This window comes from Guptibacillus hwajinpoensis, from assembly GCF_005144865.1.
Lineage (GTDB): Bacteria > Bacillota > Bacilli > Bacillales > Guptibacillaceae > Guptibacillus > Guptibacillus hwajinpoensis_A.
Window position 1 is genome coordinate 275729 of record NZ_SWFM01000003.1, and the last position, 23050, is coordinate 298778.

General features: G+C 39.9%; 22 protein-coding genes. 2 read left to right on the top strand and 20 right to left on the bottom strand.

Annotated elements, in window-relative coordinates; all coding sequences use genetic code 11:
• Positions 1-6: 6 nt before the first annotated feature.
• Positions 7-1665, bottom strand: coding sequence for an acyl-CoA mutase large subunit family protein (locus FBF83_RS12280; protein WP_136947453.1), 1659 nt, complete (start codon positions 1663-1665; stop codon positions 7-9).
• Between the two features lie 220 nt (positions 1666-1885).
• Here FBF83_RS12280 and prli42 point away from each other — a divergent pair, with 220 nt between their 5' ends.
• Entirely contained in the window at positions 1886-1978 is a 93-nt protein-coding gene (prli42, locus tag FBF83_RS12285) for a stressosome-associated protein Prli42 (protein WP_136947454.1), read from the top strand.
• A gap of 90 nt (positions 1979-2068) precedes the next feature.
• Here prli42 and FBF83_RS12290 read toward each other — a convergent pair whose 3' ends face one another.
• The 14 genes from FBF83_RS12290 to FBF83_RS12355 all read right to left on the bottom strand — a co-directional run bounded on the left by FBF83_RS12290 (position 2069) and on the right by FBF83_RS12355 (position 16873).
• Positions 2069-2578, bottom strand: coding sequence for a L,D-transpeptidase (locus tag FBF83_RS12290; protein WP_136947455.1), 510 nt, complete (start codon positions 2576-2578; stop codon positions 2069-2071).
• A gap of 52 nt (positions 2579-2630) precedes the next feature.
• Positions 2631-3596, bottom strand: coding sequence for an aromatic acid exporter family protein (locus FBF83_RS12295; protein ID WP_136947456.1), 966 nt, complete (start codon positions 3594-3596; stop codon positions 2631-2633).
• A 157-nt stretch (positions 3597-3753) separates the two neighbouring features.
• Positions 3754-4476, bottom strand: coding sequence for an amino acid ABC transporter ATP-binding protein (locus tag FBF83_RS12300; protein WP_136947457.1), 723 nt, complete (start codon positions 4474-4476; stop codon positions 3754-3756).
• Entirely contained in the window at positions 4469-5128 is a 660-nt protein-coding gene (locus FBF83_RS12305) for an amino acid ABC transporter permease (protein WP_136947458.1), read from the bottom strand. Before FBF83_RS12305 ends, FBF83_RS12300 begins: the two co-directional genes overlap by 8 nt.
• 26 nt (positions 5129-5154) lie before the next feature.
• On the bottom strand, positions 5155-5955 hold the full coding sequence (locus FBF83_RS12310) for a transporter substrate-binding domain-containing protein (RefSeq protein ID WP_136947459.1): 801 nt from the start codon (positions 5953-5955) through the stop codon (positions 5155-5157).
• 225 nt (positions 5956-6180) lie between these two features.
• Positions 6181-6609: a BrxA/BrxB family bacilliredoxin gene (locus FBF83_RS12315; protein WP_136947460.1), complete on the bottom strand. Its 429-nt coding sequence runs from the start codon at positions 6607-6609 to the stop codon at positions 6181-6183.
• 129 nt (positions 6610-6738) lie between these two features.
• Positions 6739-8052, bottom strand: a complete 1314-nt coding sequence (locus tag FBF83_RS12320; RefSeq protein WP_136947461.1) for a dihydrolipoamide acetyltransferase family protein — start codon at positions 8050-8052, stop codon at positions 6739-6741.
• A 27-nt stretch (positions 8053-8079) separates the two neighbouring features.
• Entirely contained in the window at positions 8080-9063 is a 984-nt protein-coding gene (locus tag FBF83_RS12325) for an alpha-ketoacid dehydrogenase subunit beta (protein ID WP_136947462.1), read from the bottom strand.
• 12 nt (positions 9064-9075) lie between these two features.
• The gene (locus FBF83_RS12330) at positions 9076-10068 is read right to left on the bottom strand and encodes a thiamine pyrophosphate-dependent dehydrogenase E1 component subunit alpha (protein ID WP_136947463.1); all 993 of its coding nucleotides are present in this window, start codon (positions 10066-10068) and stop codon (positions 9076-9078) included.
• Positions 10069-10096: 28 nt separating this feature from the next.
• Complete coding sequence (gene lpdA, locus FBF83_RS12335; RefSeq protein WP_136947464.1) at positions 10097-11518, bottom strand: dihydrolipoyl dehydrogenase; 1422 nt, start codon at positions 11516-11518, stop codon at positions 10097-10099.
• 24 nt (positions 11519-11542) lie between these two features.
• The gene (buk, locus tag FBF83_RS12340) at positions 11543-12649 is read right to left on the bottom strand and encodes a butyrate kinase (RefSeq protein WP_136947465.1); all 1107 of its coding nucleotides are present in this window, start codon (positions 12647-12649) and stop codon (positions 11543-11545) included.
• A 14-nt stretch (positions 12650-12663) separates the two neighbouring features.
• Positions 12664-13761 carry a branched-chain amino acid dehydrogenase gene (gene bcd, locus FBF83_RS12345; RefSeq protein WP_136947466.1) on the bottom strand — a complete coding sequence of 366 codons (1098 nt, stop codon included), beginning with the start codon at positions 13759-13761 and terminating at the stop codon, positions 12664-12666.
• 31 nt (positions 13762-13792) lie between these two features.
• Positions 13793-14689, bottom strand: coding sequence for a phosphate butyryltransferase (gene yqiS, locus FBF83_RS12350; RefSeq protein WP_136947467.1), 897 nt, complete (start codon positions 14687-14689; stop codon positions 13793-13795).
• Positions 14690-14806: 117 nt separating this feature from the next.
• Positions 14807-16873 (bottom strand): sigma 54-interacting transcriptional regulator, encoded by a 2067-nt coding sequence (locus FBF83_RS12355; RefSeq protein ID WP_136947468.1) that lies wholly within the window; start codon positions 16871-16873, stop codon positions 14807-14809.
• 188 nt (positions 16874-17061) lie between these two features.
• Here FBF83_RS12355 and FBF83_RS12360 point away from each other — a divergent pair, with 188 nt between their 5' ends.
• Positions 17062-17322, top strand: a complete 261-nt coding sequence (locus tag FBF83_RS12360; RefSeq protein WP_136947469.1) for a DUF2627 domain-containing protein — start codon at positions 17062-17064, stop codon at positions 17320-17322.
• 87 nt (positions 17323-17409) lie between these two features.
• On the opposite strand, the gene spo0A is transcribed toward FBF83_RS12360, so the two are convergent.
• The 5 genes from spo0A to FBF83_RS12385 all read right to left on the bottom strand — a co-directional run bounded on the left by spo0A (position 17410) and on the right by FBF83_RS12385 (position 23048).
• Positions 17410-18213: a sporulation transcription factor Spo0A gene (gene spo0A, locus FBF83_RS12365; protein WP_136947470.1), complete on the bottom strand. Its 804-nt coding sequence runs from the start codon at positions 18211-18213 to the stop codon at positions 17410-17412.
• Positions 18214-18457: 244 nt separating this feature from the next.
• Entirely contained in the window at positions 18458-19741 is a 1284-nt protein-coding gene (gene spoIVB / locus FBF83_RS12370) for a SpoIVB peptidase (RefSeq protein ID WP_169525476.1), read from the bottom strand.
• Positions 19742-19877: 136 nt separating this feature from the next.
• Positions 19878-21572, bottom strand: coding sequence for a DNA repair protein RecN (gene recN, locus FBF83_RS12375; protein ID WP_136947472.1), 1695 nt, complete (start codon positions 21570-21572; stop codon positions 19878-19880).
• 32 nt (positions 21573-21604) lie between these two features.
• A complete protein-coding gene (gene ahrC, locus FBF83_RS12380; RefSeq protein WP_136947473.1) occupies positions 21605-22054 on the bottom strand; it encodes a transcriptional regulator AhrC/ArgR in 450 nt (149 codons plus the stop codon).
• A gap of 187 nt (positions 22055-22241) precedes the next feature.
• Positions 22242-23048, bottom strand: a complete 807-nt coding sequence (locus FBF83_RS12385; RefSeq protein WP_136947474.1) for a TlyA family RNA methyltransferase — start codon at positions 23046-23048, stop codon at positions 22242-22244.
• Between the last annotated feature and the right edge of the window lie 2 nt (positions 23049-23050).

Here is a 23050-nt window from a genome sequence, read left to right on the forward strand (position 1 = left end):
GTTTCGTTAGATTCCTGTATATTCACCAAACTCGTCCCTAAGAACACCGCATATTTCACCGACCGTGCAATAATCTCTCACACAATCAATAATAAGTGGCATCAAATTATGATCTCCCTTTGCTCCATTTCGTAACTCTTCCAACCGAGCGCTCACTCGGTTTTGATCTCTCGTTGATCGAAGCTTTTCTAATTTCTCTATTTGTTTGCGCTGTAGTTCAGGATCAATCCTGTGTAATTCAGGCTTGGGTTCATCGTCTAACTTGTATTTATTCATGCCAACCACAACTTCTTCGCCACTTTCAATTTTCTTCTGAGTCTCGTAAGCAGCCTGATGAATTTCACGCTGCATATAGCCTTGTTCTACCGCTGAAACGGCTCCGCCCATATCATCGATTTTTTGAATATAATCAAATACATAAGTTTCTAGCTGATCTGTAAGCTTTTCAATGTAATAAGAGCCTCCAAGTGGATCAACAGTGTCCGTTACGCCGCTCTCATTCGCAATAATTTGTTGCGTACGAAGCGCAATTCGAGCCGAATCTTCAGTTGGAAGTGCTAAAGCCTCGTCTTTTGCATTTGTATGCAAGCTCTGTGTTCCTCCAAATACAGCTGCAAGTGCCTGAAGTGTAACTCGAATAATATTGTTATCAGGTTGTTGTGCTGTTAAAGTTGATCCCGCCACCTGTGTATGGAAGCGAAGTTGTAGGCTTTTTGGTTTTTTAGCTCCATACCGCTCCTTCATTATTTTCGACCAGATTCTTCTCGCAGCTCTGAATTTGGCTACTTCCTCAAGAAACTCATTATGACCGTTAAAGAAAAATGCGAGTCTAGGTGCAAAGTCGTCTACTTTTAATCCAGTTGCAATCGCAGCGTCCACATAAGCAATTCCATTTGCAATTGTAAATGCTAACTCCTGAGCTGCAGTGGATCCCGCTTCTCGTATGTGATAGCCTGAGATACTAATCGTATTCCAACGTGGAACATTCTCAGCACAATACGCAAAAATATCAGTTATGAGCCTCATCGATGGCTTTGGCGGAAAGATGTAAGTTCCTCTAGCGATATATTCTTTCAAAATATCATTCTGGATCGTTCCGGAAATTTCTTTTTGGGATACCCCCTGCTTCTCTGCAACGACAATGTACATGGCAAGTAGAACAGAAGCTGGTGCATTGATTGTCATAGAAGTACTGACTTTATCCAATGGGATATCTCGTAAAAGCGCTTCCATATCATCGAGAGAATCAATTGCTACTCCAACCTTACCTACTTCACCCTTAGCCATCATATCGTCCGAGTCATATCCAATTTGAGTTGGAAGATCGAACGCAACCGATAACCCAGTTTGTCCTTGATCCAATAAATATCTAAAGCGTCTATTAGTCTCTTCAGCAGATCCAAAACCTGCATATTGTCTCATTGTCCACGTTCTTCCGCGATACATAGTTGGTTGTATGCCGCGTGTATAAGGATATTGCCCTGGAAGTCCAAGCTTATCCATGTAGTTTTGGTCTAGTATTTCCGGGTGTCCAAGACGGTCTATATTAATTCCAGAGCTTGTCTTAAATTCTTCCTTTTTCTCTGGGAATTTCTCTATTAGTTTTTCTGTTAAAGCTTTCCATTCTTCAAATTGCTTTTGGAAATCTTTTTGATCTGTCGCCATCTCCATTCCTCCCTGGTTGTCTTGCTATAGTAGAATACTTTCGAATATCAGATGTCTAACTTATATACTATTCTGTTTCAAGAAAGCGTTTTCCTGCTATTTTGAACAAATTGTAGCAAAGAAGTGGCATATGTTAAAGGTTATTAACAAGATCATCTTGTCCCAGTATACAAATCCATGTAAAATAACGTTAGAACGTTCAGATTGGGGAGGGACTCTCATGCCTCGTAAGACGACAAAAATTGTTGTTTATATTATGATTATTTCAATGCTACTTAGCTTGTTTGCCGGAGCAACCGCTATGTTATTCTAGGCATAATACCAATTCAATAATTCGATCATCATCATACAAAACAGGAGGCTGTCAGTTGACAGCCTCCTGTTTTTCATTGTTAAGCTATAATTATCGAGATAGCGCCCCGGCTTTCATCCCAATATCCTCAATAGAATCTGAACTTGATGTAATTAAAATACGTGTTCCAATCGGTACCTCATTAAACAAATCTTCAATTTCATTATTTTGAAGACGAACACATCCAGCAGTAGTATACTGTCCAATTGAATCCGGTCGATTAGTGCCGTGGATCCCATAAATACGCCCATCTGTGTTTTTCGCATCAAACCCAATCCAACGCGTACCAAGCGGATTTTCTTTCGTACCCCCAGCGATGTTTTTCTTCCTGTAATATGGGTTTTCAGCTTTTACTATGATTGTAAACGTACCTTCAGGAGTTAGTTCCTTACTACGTCCGGTGGCAACTGTTCGAACCTTTTTAATTTCATCTTCATTTATAAAGGCGAGTTCATTCGATTGTTTATTCACGATAATAAAAGGATCGCCGGGATGAGGTTGATCTCCGAAAGGAAACAAAATAGATGCCGCTAAGCATAAAGACAAGAATAGTTGAGTCATACTTATTTGAACTCCTTTTACTAACTAGCATGCGTCCATTCTCATCATTCATTCAGCTTTTAGAAAAGGCACCTGGTTTAAAATAGCGCTTGAGTAATAAATATTGTTCAATTTCATTTAGAAAATAAAGCAGTGCCGAACGTGTTTCAAATTCATCTCGATCAGCAGGGAGTGGTGAATTCCTAAATTCTTCACGCATTTCTTCTAGTTCGTGGAGAAATACATTCGCTGTATTTTGAGGTTTTACTGAACGACTTAGCTTTTCCATAAACTCAGCCATTTTCTTACCGTGAATATACGTTTGGTCGAGAGAAGATATGATTGGAAGAACTCGTTCGAGAATAGCAAATTGTTTCTCCCTCATTTTAAAATACACGTAGTACTTATCATCATCACGAAGCATATGATTTTCAATATCTTTCAGGGCAAGATTCTTAGCATTTTGAAGTAGGTCTCCAACTTCAATGATTTCTTTACCATCCCAGTGACTTTCTCCTTCTCTAAGATAGACAGCGTATTCCTCTAAAATAATAGAAAACTTCTCTTCTATTTGTTTCCTAATAAGCAGCAAATCTTTCTCAAGACTCGGCATATAAAGGTTAAAGATCAGTGCAACACCAATACCAATGACTATAATTGCGACTTCGTTCCAAACAATATCCCAGCTCACAGTATTGAAATTATAAATATGCAGAATAATAACAGAACTTGTAATAACGCCTTCTGTTGCTTTAATTGCAACGACGGCCGGTATAAATAAAAGCAACAATAACGAGATGCTAAATGGCGTATACCCAATACCTTCAAAGAAGACTGCACTAAACACAATGCCTAATAAACAGGCTAAAAACCTCTCCCAAGAACTACGAAATGAACGTTTTGTAGTTGGTTTAATACAAAGGATTGTTAGAATCCCTGCTGATACATAATTATCTAGCGAAAGCAATTGTGCAATCGTAATCGCTACTCCCGTTCCTACTGCTGTTTTGAGCGTTCGATAACCAATTTTCACTTTCAATCACGATACTTCCTTCCATATGTAGTTACTCCATTAATATCCTTCAACTTACAGAGTCTAAACCATTTTCTACAAGTTGAACAGCATCTTTTTATATAAAAACGTTTTCAAGGAAAAAATAAGCCCATTAAAAAAAGCGACCGTTGAGGTTCGCTTTTTATAATACTTTTTCAAGAAAGGCTTTTGCTCGATCTGTTTTCGGCTCATTAAAAAATTCAGAAGGTGAGTTTTCTTCGACAAGCTTCCCTCCATCCAGGAAAAGAACCCGATCAGCCGCCTCCCTTGCAAACGCCATTTCATGAGTAACAATGACCATTGTCATCCCTGTTTTTCCAAGTTGCTTCATCACATCAAGTACTTCTTTAACCATCTCAGGATCAAGTGCGGAAGTTGGCTCATCAAAGAGCATGTATTCAGGCTCCATTGCAAGTGCTCTAGCGATCGCGACACGTTGTTTCTGTCCACCAGATAAACGCTTGGGGTATTCATTTACTTTCATAGAAAGACCAACCTGTTCTAAAAGCTGATGAGCCTTCGATTCAGCTTCTTTCTTAGTTATCCCCTTCACTTTCATTGGAGCGTATATTAAATTCTCTAACACTGTTTTGTGTGGAAAGAGATGGAAGTGTTGAAAAACCATTCCAATCTTCTGACGTAGTTCCATCACGTTCGTTTTTGAATGGTTCAATTGTTGATTATCTATCCAAATCGTTCCCGATGTCAGCTCTTCTAACTGATTCATGCATCGAAGCAAGGTAGATTTACCTGAACCAGATGGCCCAATAACTGCTACAACTTCACCTTTATTGATTTCAGTGGAAATACTTCTTAAAACTTCATTCTCACCGAATTTCTTCTGGAGGTTTTCAACTTTAATCACTTCGGCTCATCCTCCTTTCTACCATTTTGCCAACTAGGGTTAGAATCATAACGAGTAAGTAGTAAATAACTCCAGCGATAAGTAGAGGCTCGAAATATTTAAACTTCTCTGCTGCTACAATTTGACTCCGTCTCATAATATCAAAAACACCAATAACCGAAACGATTGCTGACTCTTTTGTTAGTGTAATAAATTCATTCATCAATGCAGGGAGAATATTCTTCATTGCTTGCGGCAGAATGATGTCTTTCATCATCGGACGGTAAGGAATCCCAAGTGCAGCTGCCGCTTCATTCTGACCAGTATCAACAGCTCTAATTCCAGCTCGTATAATTTCTGATATATACGCTGCGGAATTCAATCCAAATGATAGCACCCCTGCTTCAAACGCACTAATATCATAACCCGTTAACTGCGGAGTCGCATGATAGAACAATAAGAGTTGCAAAATAAGTGGTGTTCCACGAAAGACAGATGTATAAGCATCCGCAATCCAGCTCAGTATTTTAACTCTACCGATCTTAAATAGCGCGAGTATTGTTCCAAGAACAAATCCGAGTATTGCAGATACACTTACGAATTTTAACGTGACCAATATTCCTTCTAAGATGTAGGGAATATTAGGCACGAATTGGGTGAAATCCAAATTCATGCCTGTTCAACCTTTCTCTTCATGTATTATTCTACGGTGTCCTGTCCAAACCATTTCTCGATAAGCTCGTCCATTTTGCCATTTTGCTTCATTTCTTTAATCACATTGTTAAACTCCTCTGTTAATTCACTGTCTTTAGGAAAAGCAACGGCAGATCCAGCTTCTTCTGTATTCGGAAGGTTTTCTCCAGTTAAATCATCATTGCTTTTTAAGTAGCCATTCGCTACCGTGTCCTCGATAATAATTGCGTCGTAACGGCCGGACTTAAGCTCCTGAATGAGCTCTGGAATTCGGTTAAGTGTAATAATCTCCATGCCGACTCCGCCGTCTTTTATCTCATTTGCTTTATCTTCTTGAATAGAGCCAAGCTGTACGCCAACTTTCTTGCCTTCTAGTTCTTCTGGAGATGCGACCTTGTTATCTGCTGAAGAAACAATCATGTGATTTGCAGTGTAATAGATCTCAGAGAAGTCTACGTTTTCCTTGCGTTCTTCTGTTGGAGTCATACCTGCTAAAACAAAATCAACTCGTTCACTGCTTAGTGCTGTAATTAGTCCACTAAAGTCCATATCTTTAATTTCAACCTCATATCCAAGTTCATCAGCAATGTAATTCGCAATGTCTACATCGAAACCGATGATGTCGTCACCTTTTGCAGAATCTATATATTCAAACGGTGGATAATCCGCTGACGTTCCCATCACAAGTGTTTCTTTCGATTCTTTTGAATCTCCATTGGACGCTCCGTCGCCATCAGCAGATCCGCACGCCACAAGTGCTACTGCTAAAAGCAGTCCAACTAGTCCAACTAACCAACTTTTCTTCATCTTAAATCCCCCTATATTTTTGTATAATAATTCATGTTGTTGAATAATAAATACTATACCAGACCAAAAAACAATAATCTACATCTTTATACATTAAATCTCATATTAATTAATATTTATATTTTCACATTTTTCAAACAAATGAATAATGCATATTTTCAATGGGATATAACCATACAAAAAAGCACTAGGCCTAAGCCTAGTGCTTCAAAACACTTATACTAATTAACAGTACTTATTGAATAAATATTGCAACATACCTGAAACTTCTTCTGGATCGCTACCTTCAATTTCGTGTCTTTCCACCATATTGATAATTTGGCCATCCTTTAGAATAGCAAATGAAGGGGAAGATGGTGCGAATCCTGTGAAATAAGAACGTGCTTTTGCAGTTGCTTCTTTATCTTGACCAGCAAAAACAGTTACAAGTTTGTCTGGTGTTTTCTCATTGGCAATTGCCAATCTAGCTGCAGGACGAGCAACGCCTCCTGCACAACCACATACGGAGTTAACCATAACAAGCGTTGTTCCTTCGCTCGTGATTGCCTCTTCAACTGCTTCTGGCGTTGTAAGCTCTTGGTAGCCTGCTGCTTTGATTTCTTCGCGCGCAGTTGCTACCACGTCATTCATGAATAAATTAAAGTCCATGGACATTCTATATTCCTCCCTTATTTCGTGACACCTTACATTACATTGTATCGCGATTCCCCGGTAATTTCCAAGGAAGGCTTTTATTATATGCAAAGAAAGTGGCCATCCCTTTAGATGGGACAGCCATTTAATTTAATAGACAGAAGTGTTTTCTTTTGAAATAGTCTCAAGGTTCTCTTTAACCCGTGCAAGGAATTTACCACAAATCATTCCATCAAGAACACGGTGATCTAGTGAGAGACAAAGATTAACCATGTCTCTAACAGCTATCATTCCATTATTCATTACAACAGGACGTTTGACAATACTTTCAACCTGAAGAATAGCAGCTTGAGGATAATTGATAATCCCCATAGATTGTACGGATCCGAAAGATCCAGTATTGTTCACTGTAAACGTACCACCCTGCATCTCTTCACCTTTAAGTTTGCCCGTTTTAGCTTTTTGAGCAAGTTCTTTTACTTCACGAGCAATACCTTTAATGGATTTCTCATCAGCATTCTTAATCACTGGTACGAAGAGAGACTCATCTGTTCCAACTGCGATGGAGATGTTGATGTCTTTCTTCTGAACAATCTTATCCCCTGCCCACATGGAGTTCATTTGAGGGAATTCTTTAAGAGCTTCTACTACAGCTTTGACGAAGAAGGCAAAGAAGGTTAAACTATAGCCTTCTTTCTTCTTGAAGTCGTCTTTAATGCCGTTTCTGTATTCAACAAGATTTGTAACATCAACCTCAACCATTGTCCACGCATGTGGTGCTTCATGCTTACTACGGAGCATATTGTTCGCAATAGCTCTTCGCACACCCGTTACAGGAATTTCAATGTCTCCTTCAGAAACAGGTACATCGGATCCTTTAGATGCTTCAGGTGCTGGTTTTGGAGCAGGAACTTTAGGGGCTTCCTTACGTTCTTGTTTTGGTTCTGGTTCTGGCGCTTTCTCTTCTTGCTTAGGTGCAGGAATTTCACCAGAGTCAATAACCTTTTGAATGTCTTTACGAGTAATACGGCCACCTTTACCGGAACCGTTAACCTGTTCAAGGTCAATATCATTTTCTTGAGCAAGTCTAAGAACAGCTGGTGAGTAACGGCGTTTCATTGGTTGATCTTCATCCTGAGGCTGTTCTTTTTTGTCTTCTGAGACATTCTCGACTGCTTGTTGATCTGTAGACTCTTCCTGTTGCTTTTCTTCAGAAGCGCCACCTTCAACATCGATATAGCAAACAAGCTCTCCAACTTCAATAGTATCGCCTTCACCTGCAACAAGCTCTTTAATAACGCCTGAATAGGAAGAAGGAACTTCCGCATTTACTTTATCTGTATTAACCTCTGCAATTGGATCGTACTTATTGACAGTATCTCCGACTTCTACAAGCCATTTCTCAATTGTTCCTTCGGTGACACTCTCCCCAAGCTGAGGCATCAGTATTTTTTCAACTGCCACATAAAACCCTCCTCTTCTTGCATTTCTTTAAAATTCTGCTAGCTCACGCATCGCTTTCTCAACTTTGTCAGGATTAAGCATAAAGTATTTCTCCATTGGAGGTGAATACGGCATAGATGGAACATCTGGTCCTGCAAGACGCTGAATAGGTGCATCAAGGTCAAACAGACATTCTTCTGCAATAATAGCGGACACTTCGCTCATGATACTTCCTTCTTTGTTGTCCTCAGTTATTAGCAAGACTTTTCCAGTCTTCTTAGCAGCTTCTACAATTGCTTCACGATCAAGCGGATAGACAGTGCGAAGGTCAAGAATATGAGCTGATATACCATCCTTTTCAAGCTTCTCCGCAGCCTGAAGGGCGAAATGAACGCTTAGACCATATGTAATGACCGTGATATCTTCTCCTTCACGTTTCACATCAGCTTTTCCAATAGGGAGCGTATACTCTTCTTCAGGTACCTGACCTTTGATTAAACGATAAGCTCGCTTATGTTCAAAGAACAGTACAGGGTCATCGTCACGAATCGCCGCTTTAAGAAGTCCCTTTGCATCATAAGGAGTGGAAGGCATAACAATCTTTAGTCCAGGTACATTAGCGAAGAGAGCTTCAACTGATTGTGAGTGATAAAGTGCTCCATGTACTCCACCGCCGTATGGCGCACGGATTGTAATTGGACAATTCCAATCGTTATTTGAACGATAGCGAATTTTTGCAGCTTCAGAAACAATCTGATTAACGGCAGGCATAATAAAATCAGCAAACTGCATTTCAGCTACAGGTCTCATGCCGTACATAGCAGCACCAATTCCAACTCCGGCAATAGCAGATTCTGCAAGTGGTGTATCGATAACACGTTGCTCTCCAAATTCATCATAAAGACCATCAGTTGCTCTAAAAACGCCTCCACGTACCCCTACATCTTCACCTAAAACGAAGACTTTCTCGTCACGCTGCATTTCTTCTCTGAGGGCTTGAGTTATCGCTTGAATATATGAAATAACTGGCATAATGGTTCCCCCTTACTCTCCGTAAACATGCTTCAATGCATCTTCAGCAGGTGCATAATCAGCATTTTCGGCGTATTCTGTTGCTTCATCTACTTCTTTTTGAACACGATCATGAATTTCCTTTTCATTCTCATCAGTGAGGACGCCAACTTCTTTTAAGTACTCTGCAAATGTAATAAGGGCATCCTTTTTCTTCGCTTCCTCAACTTCTTCACGGGTACGATAAGCACGATCATCGTCATCACTTGAGTGTGGTGTTAAACGATAAGAAACCGTTTCAATAAGTGTAGGACCTTCACCACGGCGACCTCTTTCAACAGCTTCTTTTGCCGCTTCATATACAGCAAGTGGATCATTACCGTCTACCGTTACGCCAGGCATACCATAGCCAATCGCACGATCTGATACTTTTTCACAAGCTAACTGTTTTGAAACAGGAACAGAAATCGCATACTTATTGTTTTCACATACGAAAAGAACTGGGAGCTTATGAACACCAGCAAAGTTAGCTGCTTCATGAAAATCACCCTGGTTAGAAGAACCTTCTCCAAATGAACAGAACGTCACAAGATCTTTTCCTTCCATTCGGCCTGCTAATGCAAAACCAACTGCATGTGGAACCTGAGTTGTAACTGGAGATGAGCCTGTAATGATATTATTTTTCTTTTGTCCAAAGTGACCTGGCATTTGACGTCCAGCTGAGTTTGGATCTTCTGCCTTTGCAAATCCTGATAGCATAAGATCTTTTGCTGTCATTCCAAAAGCAAGCACAACGCCCATGTCACGATAATACGGTGCTACAAAATCCTTTTCAGGATCCATTGCGAATGCAGAACCAACCTGAGCTGCTTCCTGTCCCTGACAGGAAATAACGAATGGAATTTTACCAGCACGGTTTAAAAGCCACATACGCTCATCTATTTTACGAGCCATCAACATTGTTTCGAACATCTCAAGCACACGTTCATCAGAAAGACCGAGTGCTTCATGACGTTTTTCAGCCATCGTATTTACCTCCTTTATTTAACCCAAATTAAGAGTGAATTGCTTTTCCGTCTACTGCAAGTGCAGCTTCACCAATCACTTCTGATAGTGTCGGGTGTGGGTGAATTGTGTGGGCAACTTCCCAAGCAGCTGCGTCTAGAACCTTAGCGAGTCCTGCTTCAGAGATCATATCTGTTACATGAGGACCAATCATATGTACACCAAGCAAATCCTCATTGTCCGCATCAGCGACAATCTTAACGAAACCATCTGATTCACCGAATACAAGCGCTTTTCCAATTGCTTTAAATGGAAACTTACCAATTTTAACATTAAGACCTTGAGCTTTTGCATCCTCTTCTGTTAAACCAACGCTTGCCATTTCTGGACTACTGTAAATACAGCTAGAAACCATTGTGTAATCGATTGGTTCAGGATTTTGATCAGCTAAATGCTCAACAGCCGTAATTCCTTCGTGAGAAGCGACATGTGCGAGTTGCATCCCGCCAATGACATCTCCAATTGCGTAAATATGTGATTCTTTCGTTTGGTAATATTCATTTGTTTGAATAACACCTTTTTCGACTTCAATTGTCGTGTTTTCTAGGCCAATATTTTTAACATTGGCTTCACGTCCAACAGATACGAGCATTTTATCAGCTGTAAAAGTTTTTGTTTCTCCTTTATGCTCAGCCTGAATTGAGACGCCATCCCCTTTTTCTAGAGAGTCGCCCATTACTTTCGCACCTGTGAAAAGCTTGATGCCTTTTTTCTTCATTAACTTGTGTGCTTCTTTAGAAATATCGTGGTCCTCAGTAGGGACAATCCGATCTGCATATTCAAGAACAGTAACATCTACACCAAAATCAACGAGCATTGATGCCCACTCAATACCAATAACACCGCCACCAACGATAATGATTGATGAAGGGAGGGATTCCATTCGAAGTGCTTCATCAGATGTCATAACAAATTCCCCATCTATATCAAGGCCAGGAAGAGTTCTCGGCTTAGAGCCTGTTGCAATAATGACGTTTTTAGGGATTAACATTTCGTTTTCTTCCCCATTGTTCATCTCAACAGAAACAGTACCAGGCATAGGTGAGAAAATAGAAGGCCCAAGAATTCTACCAAATCCTTCGAATACATCAATCTTCCCTTGCTTCATTAGGTGCTTCACACCATTATGAAGTTGATCTACAATGCTTTGCTTTCTTTCCTGTACCTTCTTGAAGTCAAGAGCTACTTCTTTAGCCATTACTCCGAATTTCTCGCCATGCTTAGCAGTAGCAAATACTTCAGCGCTTCGAAGTAATGCTTTACTAGGGATGCAACCTCTATGCAAACATGTTCCACCAAGCTCGCGTTTTTCTACAATTGCTGTTTTAAGACCAAGCTGAGAAGCACGTATTGCGGCTACATACCCACCCGTACCTCCGCCCATTATGACAAGATCGTATTCTTCAGACATTCAAATTCTCCTTTACAGAACGTATTATAATACCATGGACTCTACAGAGGAGACCGGATAGATTTTTGCTGCTTCTTCATTTCTCAGCACGCGCAATCCACCTTCTGCGAGTGCTTGTAGTTCGTTCTCACCGGGGTGTACGATAACGTCTGCAATCCATTTAATGTTCTCGGTGATTTGAGAAACAAATTCTTTACCATACGCAAGTCCTCCAGTTAAGACGATTGCATCGACTTCTCCTGCAAGAACTGCACTGGCTGCTCCGATTTCTTTGGCTACTTGATAAGCCATCGCATCGAATACAAGCTTTGCTTTCGCATCCCCTTCATTAATGCGTTTCTCTACTTTCACCGCATCATTTGTTCCGAGATATCCAACAAACCCAGCTTGTCCTACAAGCTTCTTCATGATTTCTTCCGCATAATATTCGCCAGAGAAGCACATCGAAACAAGGTCACCAACGGGTACAGTCCCGGCACGCTCAGGAGAAAAAGGACCTTCTCCATGTAATCCATTGTTTACATCGATTACTTTGCCTTTTTTGTGTGCCCCAACGGTAATTCCGCCGCCCATGTGCGTTACAACCAAATTCAACTCTTCGTACTTACTGTTCAGCTGTGCTGCTACTCTTCTCGCGACTGCTTTTTGATTTAAAGCATGAAAAATACTTTTTCGCTCAATTTGTGGAACACCTGAAAGGCGAGCGACATCCTGAAGCTCATCTACAACAACCGGATCAACGATAAAAGATGGGATATTTAGTTGTTCGGCAATTTCAAATGCAATAATTCCACCCAAGTTCGAAGCGTGCTCTCCAGAGTAACCGTTTCTGAGATCTTCAAGCATTTGATCGTTTACCGAGTAAGTTCCACCTTCAATTGGTCTTAACAATCCACCTCGGCCCACTACCGCATCAAGCTTGGAAATATTAATAGCTTCCTCATCTAATGCTTCAAGAATGGTTTTCTTTCTAAACTCATACTGATCGATAATTGTTTCGAACTGGTTTATCTCATTAGTATCGTGCCGCAATGATTTCTCAAATACGGCACGTTCATTATCAAAAACGCCAATCTTCGTTGAAGTTGATCCTGGATTAATAACTAGAAGTCGAAATTCTTTTTCTATCACTTGAAACCCTCCGATTATTTGCGATGCCCTAAAATATGCTGAGAGTTCATAAGGAATTGGCTTCTTGAATGCTTCATTTGCGCAATTCTTTCTTCAGCAAGACGGTCTGCAGCAGCATAGGTAGGGATACCATCACGTTTAGAGATTTCAATTACCTTTGTAATCGTATCGTAAATGCCGTCCACACGTTTCATAGCACGATCACGGTTATAGCCATAAAGCTCATCAGCTACATTGATTACCCCACCAGCATTGATTACATAGTCAGGTGCATAAACGATGCCCATCTCGTGAATCTGGTCACCATGAGTCGTTTCACGAAGCTGGTTGTTTGCTGCTCCTGCAATTACTTTCGCTTTAATTTTCCCAATTGTATCGTCGTTAATGATAGCACCTAGAGCACATGGTGCAAAAATATCACAATCCACTTCATAAATATCATCAGGGTCAACCGCTTTTGCACCAAAATCAGCGACTGCGCGATCTACGGATTCTTTGTTAATATCTGTTACCACAAGTGAAGCTCCTTCTTCATGGAGATGCTTGCACAGGTTATACGCTACGTTTCCAACGCCTTGAACTGCTACTGTTTTTCCTTCTAGAGAATCAGTCCCAAATGCCTCTTTCGCAGCTGCTTTCATTCCAACATAAACACCATAAGCTGTGACAGGTGACGGGTTACCAGATGATCCAAACGCTGGAGAAATACCCGTTACGAATTCTGTTTCTTCATGAATTGTATCCATGTCCTGAACCGTTGTACCTACATCCTCAGCTGTAATGTAACGTCCATTAAGTCCTTGGATATAACGACCAAACGCACGGAACATTGCTTCGTTCTTGTCTTTACGTGGGTCTCCAATAATAACCGTTTTTCCTCCCCCAAGGTTAAGACCGGCAGCAGCATTCTTGTAAGTCATTCCTTTTGCAAGACGTAGCGCATCTTCAAATGCTGCTTCTTCTGAAGCATATGTCCACATTCTCGTTCCACCTAAAGCAGGCCCAAGTGTTGTATCGTGAATGGCAATAATTGCTTTTAATCCAGAAGCTTTATCCTGACAAACTACGACTTGCTCATAGTCATATTTCTCCATATAAGTAAAAAGTTCCATTGTATTCTTCCTCCCTGATTTTCCTCTTTGATTAATTTGTTGAGCTAACTGCAAGTGCAATGCTATATACCTTACTTTGGGCACTATCCGCTCGTGATGTTAGAACGATTGGAGCTTTAGCACCTGCTATAACACCGCCAACTTTTGCATTTGAAAAATATACAAGTGATTTATATAAGGCGTTACCTACTTCTATTGAAGGTACAAGTAGAATATCTGCACGCCCTGCCACCTCACTTTTGATTCCTTTATGGGCTGCTGCTTCTATCGAAATGGCATTATCAAGTGCAAGTGGCCCATCAATGATGCAGTTAGTAATTTGTTCTCTCGTATTCATTTGTGTAAGTGCAGCGGCATCAAGTGTAGCCTGCATAGACGGATTAACAACCTCAACTGCAGCAAGTGAAGCAACTTTTGGTGTTTCTATCCCTATCCCTCTAGCGATGCTCACCGCATTTTTAACTATCTCTATTTTCTGTGTAAGATCAGGCTTAATGTTCATACCTGAGTCTGTGACAAAAATTAAGCGATCATATCCAGCTACATCAAAAGCAGCTACATGTGAAAGAACTTTCCCTTTACGAAGCCCGTATTCTTTATTTAAAACTTCCTTTAAAATAACAGATGTGGAAACCATACCTTTCATCAATACATCCGCTTCCCCATTACTGACAGCGGTTACAGCGGACTTCGAAGCATTTCTGTCAGATGATTCATGAACGACCTTGATGTCTGCAGATTGAGCTAAGTTAAACTCGTTTAACATCTTAACAACCTTGTCTTGATCTCCATATAGAATGAACGAAGCAAGGTTCTGCTCTACTGCTAATTTAACTGCTTCAATGACTTCCATATCTGCAGCAGAAGCTATTGCAACTGTTTTATTGGGATGATTAGAAGCATGAGTCAAAAGTTGATCTAGATTCATTGGTGTCCCTCCTTTTACGCCCTTCTTCTATTATGCAAGTTCTGTGCCAACTTCAAACCGTTGATACATAAAGGATCCAACAACTTGCACTATGCAATTTTTTGCAAAGTGTGAAAATTATTGCATGCTGGATTTTTCAATTTCATGCTTTTCCATTTTATAATAAAGGTTCCTAAGTGACACTCCTAGTGCTCTTGCAGTGGCTGTTTTATTCCCATCATAATGTTCAAGGGTCTGACTAATAGTCTTCTTCTCAAACTCATCGACAAGTTGAGATAACGTCTTTTCGGGTGTTCGCTCTACTGAAAGCAATTCAGCATCCTTTTGTTCACTCAATAAGGAAGGGATATGCTCTAAATCAATCATGGACTCAGACGTATCCATATGAATCACAATTCTACCGAGTACATTCTCAAACTCTCTTACATTTCCTGGCCAATCATACTCCTTAAAGTACTCAGCGGCTGCCGGGGTGATGCCCTCCACATTTCTTCCATAATCTTGATTTATTTTAGTTATCAAATGATCTGCAAGTGCTACAATATCTTCTTTGCGCTGTCTTAGCGGGGCAATTTGAATTGGAAGACGATTTAATCGATAGTATAAATCTTCCCTAAATGAACCATCCATTATTCTCTTTTCTAGCTTAGCATTAGTTGCAGCAATGACTCGAACGTTAATTGAGATCGGTTTTGCTCCCCCTACACGGACAATCTCTCGCTCTTGTAGCACGCGAAGTAATTTCACCTGAGTAGTAAGAGAAATTTCACCTATCTCATCAAGAAAGATGCTCCCTCCATTCGCCTCTTCAAACAGCCCCCTTTTTCCTCCCTGTCTAGCTCCAGAGAAGGCTCCGTCCTCATAACCGAAAAGTTCACTTTCGAATAATGACTCAGAAATAGCTGCACAGTTCACTCTTACAAACTTGTTATATTTACGGTCGCTTGCATTATGTATGGCGTGTGCAAAAAGTTCTTTTCCTGTTCCTGACTCTCCCCGCAGTAATACTGTTGCAGGAGTAGAAGCGGCTAGTCTTGCTTGTTGGATTGAGAATGTCATTTCTTCAGAATCCCCAATAATGTCTTCAAAAGAATATTTCGCTTCTAGTGTGCGAATAATTTGTCTAGCCCGCTGCAGTTGATTATTTAACGAATGAAGCTCTGAAATATCGTGAATAACTCCAACGCTCCCCTTCAATCGCCCATCGACAATCACAGGGGAAACATTTACTACGACTTCCCTCTTGCTTGGTCCTACCTTCATTTGAACGCCACGAACAGGTTTGCGTGTCCTTAGAACACGCATATGCATACTTTCTCCCTCAGAAATATCGGTATTCGCCGGTTTTCCAATCACTTCATCCCGCTCTAGACCAGTTAGTCGTGTGTAAGCAGGATTAATCATTAGTCCTTTACCGTGCTCATCTACTACAGATATTGCTTCATCAGACGATTGAATAATGGCCTCAAGCATCGACTGGATACTTTTTAGATTTGTTACTTCTTGCGCCATTGCCTCGATCGCTGTCATGTCTTTGAAGACTGCAAGCGCACCGATCCGTTTACCTTCTTCATCAAACATGGGGATGCGAGTGGTGATTATCTTTCTGCCATTCGGAAGTAGCTGCTCTTGATTAATTTCAGGCTGTCCGGAAGACAAGACTCTTGGCAACATACTTGAAGCCATAAGTGACCCGATTAGTTTACCACCAGCCTGCACTTTACTAATACCTGTAATTTTCTCAGCGCTTCGATTAAATAACGTTACTTCTTCATCAACGTTGATGGCAATCATTCCATCATGCGTAGAGTCCAGAATAATTTCCTGTTGTTTCGACTGATGTTGCAATGTATCAATAAGAATTTCTTTTTCTTCAATTAAATTTAGGACAATGTTAGCGACAGACCCAGGAATTAAAACAGTGTGTTTCTCTCGCCTATCTCTAATTTCTTCAAAAACCAGTTCATTACCCGTAGCCTCGATAATGACATCGATTTCAAAACGTGTTAAGGGTACTTTCCAATCAGAGTAAACCTTGATATTTGCTTCACGTGCTGTTTGTATGCCAGGGGCATCCAAATTACAATCCACGATCGCAATAACATCCATCATCTTCGTTTCCCTAAGTATATTGAGAAGGGCTTGGCCACCTTTTCCAGCACCAACAATCATACATGTTCGCAAATATTCATCACCTGCATTCTCTACATGCAATTTATTTCATACTAATCATACATCTCTTTCGACATTTTGACAAATCATGCATGGTTTTTTATTTAAAATTGTTGAAGACAACAAATGACACCCATAGACACATCAAGTTGACTCCGCTACAATAGCAAGTAGTGATGTGTAGAAAGGGTGCACGATCAATGCGTTTAATAGCTCTACTTATCGTTTTAATTCCAGGTATATTCGGCGTCATAGGCATTAAATTAATGAGAGATGTACTTTTTGGCGTGTTAAATCCACCTTTCACCTCTCTCATTGTTCAATTTATCCTTGGATTAGTTTTTCTTATTGTAGGATTATCATTCGTTGGAGGTTTCATTTTCTATCGAGATCGAAAACGAAACAAGGTACAGGATAGATTTTCTTCTAGAAGTCCTAAAAATGGCTCTAATCGTTCATAGCATATAACCGGATAACATTTAAGCCAAACAAAAAAACAAAGCCTAATCTGGCTTTGTTTTTTCTTATAAAGGTATAAAAAGTGCTTACTATCTTGTATGAGAGTAGTTATCCATGTTGTGCTCAATCCGAAGTTTATCTGCAACCATTGCGATAAATTCTGAATTTGTTGGTTTAGCTTTTGACATGCTTACGGTATAACCAAACAAATTAGAGATTGACTCAACATTTCCTCTACTCCACGCAACCTCTATTGCATGTCGAATCGCTCGCTCGACTCGAGATGAAGTGGTATTAAATTTCTTAGCAATGTCAGGATAGAGAACTTTAGTAATTGAACCAAGTAGTTCAATATCATTATATACCATTGTAATTGCTTCTCTTAAGTACATGTAACCTTTAATATGTGCTGGTACACCAATTTCATGAATAATACTTGTAATGCTTGCATCCAGGTTCCTTGGACGGTTTTCTCGCGGCTGACGCTTGTATGAACTTGAACTGCTGTTTGTGAAAGTCGTTTTCTTCCCACTTACCTGTCTCACATGACTTGCCAGATTGTCCATGTCAAATGGCTTTAGAATAAAGTACGATGCACCAAGATCAACGGCCTTCTTTGTTACATCTTCTTGCCCAAACGCAGTTAGCATAATTACACTGCACGTATAATTCATCTCTCTTAGGCGTTCAAGTACAGCAAGACCATCAAGATGTGGCATGATAATATCAAGAACTAATACATCAGGATTTTCGTCTTCGAGTACTTCCAAACATTCTTGCCCATTAGAAGCGGTTCCGACTACCTCCATATCCTCCTGTCTCGACATATATTCCTCAATCAAATTGACTAATTCGCGGTTATCATCAGCTAAACATACTTTTATTTTTTGCACGGCTCCGTCTCTCCTTCCACAAGTTTGGTTATCGTAGTAGTATAAACATTCAACGGGTTTGGTAAATTTCCTCTAAAATTTCTAAAAACATTTAAAAACAATATTTTTTCAACAAATATCTCTTGCTTTCTTACATTTACTCTATATAACAACAATTTCTGAATAATCTTTCAATTTTGTCGAATTTTCTTCATACCAAGTATATCACGCCCAGAAAACGAAAGAAAGCGAACAGTGAGCTTTTTTAGCTCGCTGCCCGCTTATCATTTTGATTTTGCTGATAGATGTTTATTCCAGCTTCTTCTAACATCCACTCAATGTGAACACCATAACCTGAAGTCGAGTCATTCACAAAAACGTGAGTTACTGCACCGATTACTTTTCCATCTTGAATAATTGGACTTCCACTCATACCCTGAACAATGCCACCAGTTTCCTTAAGCAATTCTGGATCCGTTACTTTTATGACCATTCCTTTAGTTGCAGGAAATTTCTGAGGTATAGAGCTAACCACTTCTACATCATATGCTTTAACTTCGCTGCCTTTTACAACTGTTAATATTTTCGCTGGTCCTTCTTTCACTTGATGTGATAAAGCGATTGGCATTGGTTTATCATACATTCCCTTTTTCATTTCAACATTCATTTCACCAAAAATTCCAAAGGGACTATTTCGCGTAATTGTACCGAGTTTCTGATCAGTATTAGAGAACCTTGCTAACTTTTCTCCTGGATGACCGTTACTTCCTTTTTCGATGGAAGTAACAGAAGATGGATAAATCTCTCCATGGTGAACAACTATCGGTTTTTTGGTATCCATATCGGATATAACATGACCTAATGCTCCATACTTTTTAGTATTAGGATGATAAAAAGTCAGAGTTCCGACACCTGCTGCTGAATCTCGAATGTATAACCCAATTCGATATGATTTGTTCTGTTTGTCTTTTACCGGAACAAGCTTCTTACTTAGTTCTTTATTTTCTCGAACTATCGTTACTTGTAGCGCATGGCCTTCATTTGCAGCTTTCTTTACAATTGAACCAATATCACTCATTTTCTTTACAGATTGTCCATTAATTTTGGTAATAATATCTCCCACTTGTATATCTGCTAACTCTCCTGGGGATCGATCTCCCTGATTTGTGTGAATGAGATGATGGCCTACAACAAGGACACCTCGGGTATTAAGCTTCACACCAATTGACTGACCTCCCGGAATCACCTTGAATTCAGGAAGAACCTTAACATCAACCTTCTTAACGGGAAGATCACCAACCGTTAAGTCAAGTATATCCGAACCGCTATTCTTGCCACTAATCGTCAGTTCTTTTTGTTGTTCATCAATACTTACTACTTCCGAACCTCCGATTGTGCTCGCAGCTGGTATAACAGATGGGATAGTTGCTTGATCTCCTTCAAACATGACAATCTCATCTGGAATCGATATAAATAATTGTACTGGTTTCGTGAAACCAAGTGCAATTAGAAAACCAAGGAGAACTACGCCTAACAATTTCCGAATCATGTCTGTCTTCAATTCTTCACTCTCCTCGCTCTTGCCCACACCTCCAACATGGCTGTATCTATAATTTTGCCTTGACTGCTCGTTATTATAACCTCTAAAAATGAAAATGCTACCCTTAGTTGGATAGCATTTCATATCATGATTTTATTTGGTTAGCTTGAAGTAATAATTCTCGCGCGTGTTTTTTCGTAAGTTCAGTCATTTCAGCGCCTGAAATCATTCTTCCAAGTTCTTCAATCTGCTCTTCATCACTTAAATTTCCAACACTTGTCTTCGTCCGACCTTCACCAGTCTCTTCCTTTGAGATATACAAATGATGATCAGCCATTGCAGCTACTTGAGGAAGGTGAGTAATTACAAGAACTTGAGAACCAGAAGAAAGACGCTGGATTTTCTCAGCCATTGCTTGTGCAACTCTCCCACTTACACCAGTATCTACTTCATCGAAGATAATTGACGTAATGCCTTGATGCTTTGAAAAGATTGATTTTAAGGCAAGCATGATTCGCGATAGCTCTCCACCAGAGGCTGTTTTAGATAATTGCTTCAGTGGCTCACCAGGATTAGTTGAAATCATAAAATCGATATCATCTTTTCCAGATTTATGAAACACTTCTTTCTTCTTATCCAATTCGTTAAAATGAATCGCAAATTCTGTTTTTTCCATATACAAATCTCTAAGTTCATGATGAATCGCGTCTACAAGGACTCTGGCGACTTTTTTACGAAGACCTGTTAAATTGTCGGCCTCAACTGATAAGTCGGCTTTAATACCCTTTAAATTAGATTCAAGCTCATCTACGCGATCTTCTCTATTCACGAGCTCATCCACTTCATCTTCAATTGAAGCAGCATATTCAAGAATTTCTTCTACGGATTCACCATATTTCCTTTTAAGAACCTGGATTTCGTTTAATCGTTCTTCTACAAAATCTAATCGTGCTGGATCAAACTCAAGTTGATCACGGTATGTATTTAGTTTACCTGCTGTTTCTTCAAGTAAATAATATTGATTCGCAACTTCCTCATGATAACTTTTCAGCTCTTCATCAAGATCTGAGACAGATTCAAGCTGAGACATCGCAAGGCCAACCCAATCAAGCCCTTTGTTATCACCATGTAAAGAATGATAAACATCCTGAAGAGCCGAAAAAAGCTTCTCAAAATTACCTAAACGCATTTTCTCTTCCATCAGCTCTTCATCTTCATTAGGAGAGAGTTCTGCTTTCGTGATTTCTTCAAGCTGATACTGAATTAAATCGAGCCTGTGGGCCATTTGCTGTTCATTCTCAGTAAGGTTCCTCATCTGTTGTTGTATCTTTTTATAACGTTGATATACTTCCCTATATTCAGTTAATGCGGGTCCTATCGATCCATCTCCAAATTGGTCAAGGAGAGACAGATGTTTGTCTGACTGCATGAGGTCCTGATGTTCATGTTGTCCATGAATATCTATAAGTGTTTGGCCAATTTCTCTTAGAATCCCAAGCGTTACTAATTTGCCATTAACCCTGCAAATACTTTTGCCTGCACTAGAAATATCACGTCGTAATACGACCATATCGTCGGTAAACTCAATCCCTACATCCTCTAGCTTTTGAACTGTAGGATGTTCTGGCTCTATATGAAATAATCCTTCAATTTCAGCCTTCTTCGTGCCATATCGAACAAATTCCGCTGAACCTCTGCCACCTACTAGCAGTCCTATTGCATCAATAATAATTGATTTCCCCGCACCCGTTTCGCCAGTAAGAACCGTCAAACCGCGTTCAAATGAAACGGTAATCGCTTCTATAATCGCAAAATTACGAATGGATAGTTCGGCTAACATATTCTCCCACCTTCAAAGATCATCGTTCTGTCTTAAAGCATATCAATAAAGCGTTGGGATAGCATAGGAGCGGCTTCTGCACTCTTACAGATAATTAGAATGGTGTCGTCCCCACTTATGTTCCCCATAATCTCTTCCCAATCAAGGTTATCAATTAACGCACCGATTGCATTAGCATTACCCGGAAGCGTTTTCATAACAATAAGATGATCCGCATGATCGATACTAATAAAAGCATCGGTTAATGTTCTTTTTAGCTTCTGCAATGGGTTAAAGCGTTGATCAGCCGGAAGACTGTATTTATACCTTCCGTCTATTGTCGGTACTTTAACAAGATGCAACTCTTTTATATCTCTTGAAACCGTTGCTTGCGTTACATTGAACCCTGCACTTTTGAGACTATATACGAGTTCATCTTGAGTTTCAACATCTTGATTAGCTATTAATTCACGAATTTTGATGTGACGTTGCCCTTTATTCATAGTAAAACCTCCAGAAATTCCGGTAAGTAAATTGTGACAGCCTTATTATATAGCCCTATCCTACTTTTGTATAGGCATTCATAAATATTCACATCTATGAGTACTAAAAAACTTGCCCTATATAAGATAGTAAAAAGTGGATTATCATTACGTAAGTAGAAAAAAAGGACACACATGGTGTATCCTTTTAAAACTCTTGATGCGCTCGCTCTACAACTTCTTCTGGATCCGGAACATCTTCAGTCAACATCTCTTGTTTCCAGCCAAGATGAAGAAGAAATTCGATATTACCTTCACCACCGGTGATTGGAGAATAAGAAAGTCCATTGATCTGATAGCCTTCCCGAGTCGCAAAATTCATCATCTCTTTCAAAACACGAAGATGTACTTTCTTATCACGAACAATACCTTTTTTACCTACTTCTCCCCGACCAGCTTCGAATTGAGGTTTCACAAGCGCGACTACCTCGCCGTTTTCTTTAAGTACTCCTTTAAGGACAGGTAAAATTAATTTCAATGAAATAAAGGACACATCAATTGTCGCTAGATCCGGTAAACCTTTATCAAAATCCTCTTTTACAGAATAACGAAAGTTGGTTCTTTCTTTCACAACTACTCGGTCATCAACGCGAAGTTTCCACGCTAACTGATTGTATCCTACGTCTAAAGCATAAACGAGTGTTGCGCCATTTTGTAATGCACAATCTGTAAAGCCTCCTGTAGAAGAACCTATATCGAGTACAACTTTGTTTTCAGGTTCAAGCGAGAAAACCTCAATCGCTTTTTCGAGCTTTAATCCACCACGTCCAACATAACGTAATGTGTCGCCCTTTATCTGAAGCGTTATATCTTCATTTACTTTCATGCCAGGCTTGTCCATTCTCTCTGTTTCGGAGAACACGAGACCAGCCATAATGGCTCTCTTTGCTTTTTCTCTTGTATCGATTAGCCCACGATTCACAAGAATTACATCAAGTCTTTCTTTTTTTGCCATGC

Bases quoted from the DNA above. Each gene is read 5' to 3' on its own strand.
- FBF83_RS12280 (WP_136947453.1), bottom strand. From the start codon at position 1,665: ATGGCGACAGATCAAAAAGATTTCCAAAAGCAATTTGAAGAATGGAAA.
- prli42 (WP_136947454.1), top strand. From the start codon at position 1,886: ATGCCTCGTAAGACGACAAAAATTGTTGTTTATATTATGATTATTTCA.
- FBF83_RS12290 (WP_136947455.1), bottom strand. From the start codon at position 2,578: ATGACTCAACTATTCTTGTCTTTATGCTTAGCGGCATCTATTTTGTTT.
- FBF83_RS12305 (WP_136947458.1), bottom strand. From the start codon at position 5,128: ATGAATTTGGATTTCACCCAATTCGTGCCTAATATTCCCTACATCTTA.
- FBF83_RS12310 (WP_136947459.1), bottom strand. From the start codon at position 5,955: ATGAAGAAAAGTTGGTTAGTTGGACTAGTTGGACTGCTTTTAGCAGTA.
- FBF83_RS12315 (WP_136947460.1), bottom strand. From the start codon at position 6,609: ATGTCCATGGACTTTAATTTATTCATGAATGACGTGGTAGCAACTGCG.
- FBF83_RS12325 (WP_136947462.1), bottom strand. From the start codon at position 9,063: ATGCCAGTTATTTCATATATTCAAGCGATAACTCAAGCCCTCAGAGAA.
- FBF83_RS12330 (WP_136947463.1), bottom strand. From the start codon at position 10,068: ATGGCTGAAAAACGTCATGAAGCACTCGGTCTTTCTGATGAACGTGTG.
- lpdA (WP_136947464.1), bottom strand. From the start codon at position 11,518: ATGTCTGAAGAATACGATCTTGTCATAATGGGCGGAGGTACGGGTGGG.
- bcd (WP_136947466.1), bottom strand. From the start codon at position 13,761: ATGGAACTTTTTACTTATATGGAGAAATATGACTATGAGCAAGTCGTA.
- yqiS (WP_136947467.1), bottom strand. From the start codon at position 14,689: ATGAATCTAGATCAACTTTTGACTCATGCTTCTAATCATCCCAATAAA.
- FBF83_RS12360 (WP_136947469.1), top strand. From the start codon at position 17,062: ATGCGTTTAATAGCTCTACTTATCGTTTTAATTCCAGGTATATTCGGC.
- spoIVB (WP_169525476.1), bottom strand. From the start codon at position 19,741: ATGATTCGGAAATTGTTAGGCGTAGTTCTCCTTGGTTTTCTAATTGCA.
- recN (WP_136947472.1), bottom strand. From the start codon at position 21,572: ATGTTAGCCGAACTATCCATTCGTAATTTTGCGATTATAGAAGCGATT.
- ahrC (WP_136947473.1), bottom strand. From the start codon at position 22,054: ATGAATAAAGGGCAACGTCACATCAAAATTCGTGAATTAATAGCTAAT.
- FBF83_RS12385 (WP_136947474.1), bottom strand. From the start codon at position 23,048: ATGGCAAAAAAAGAAAGACTTGATGTAATTCTTGTGAATCGTGGGCTA.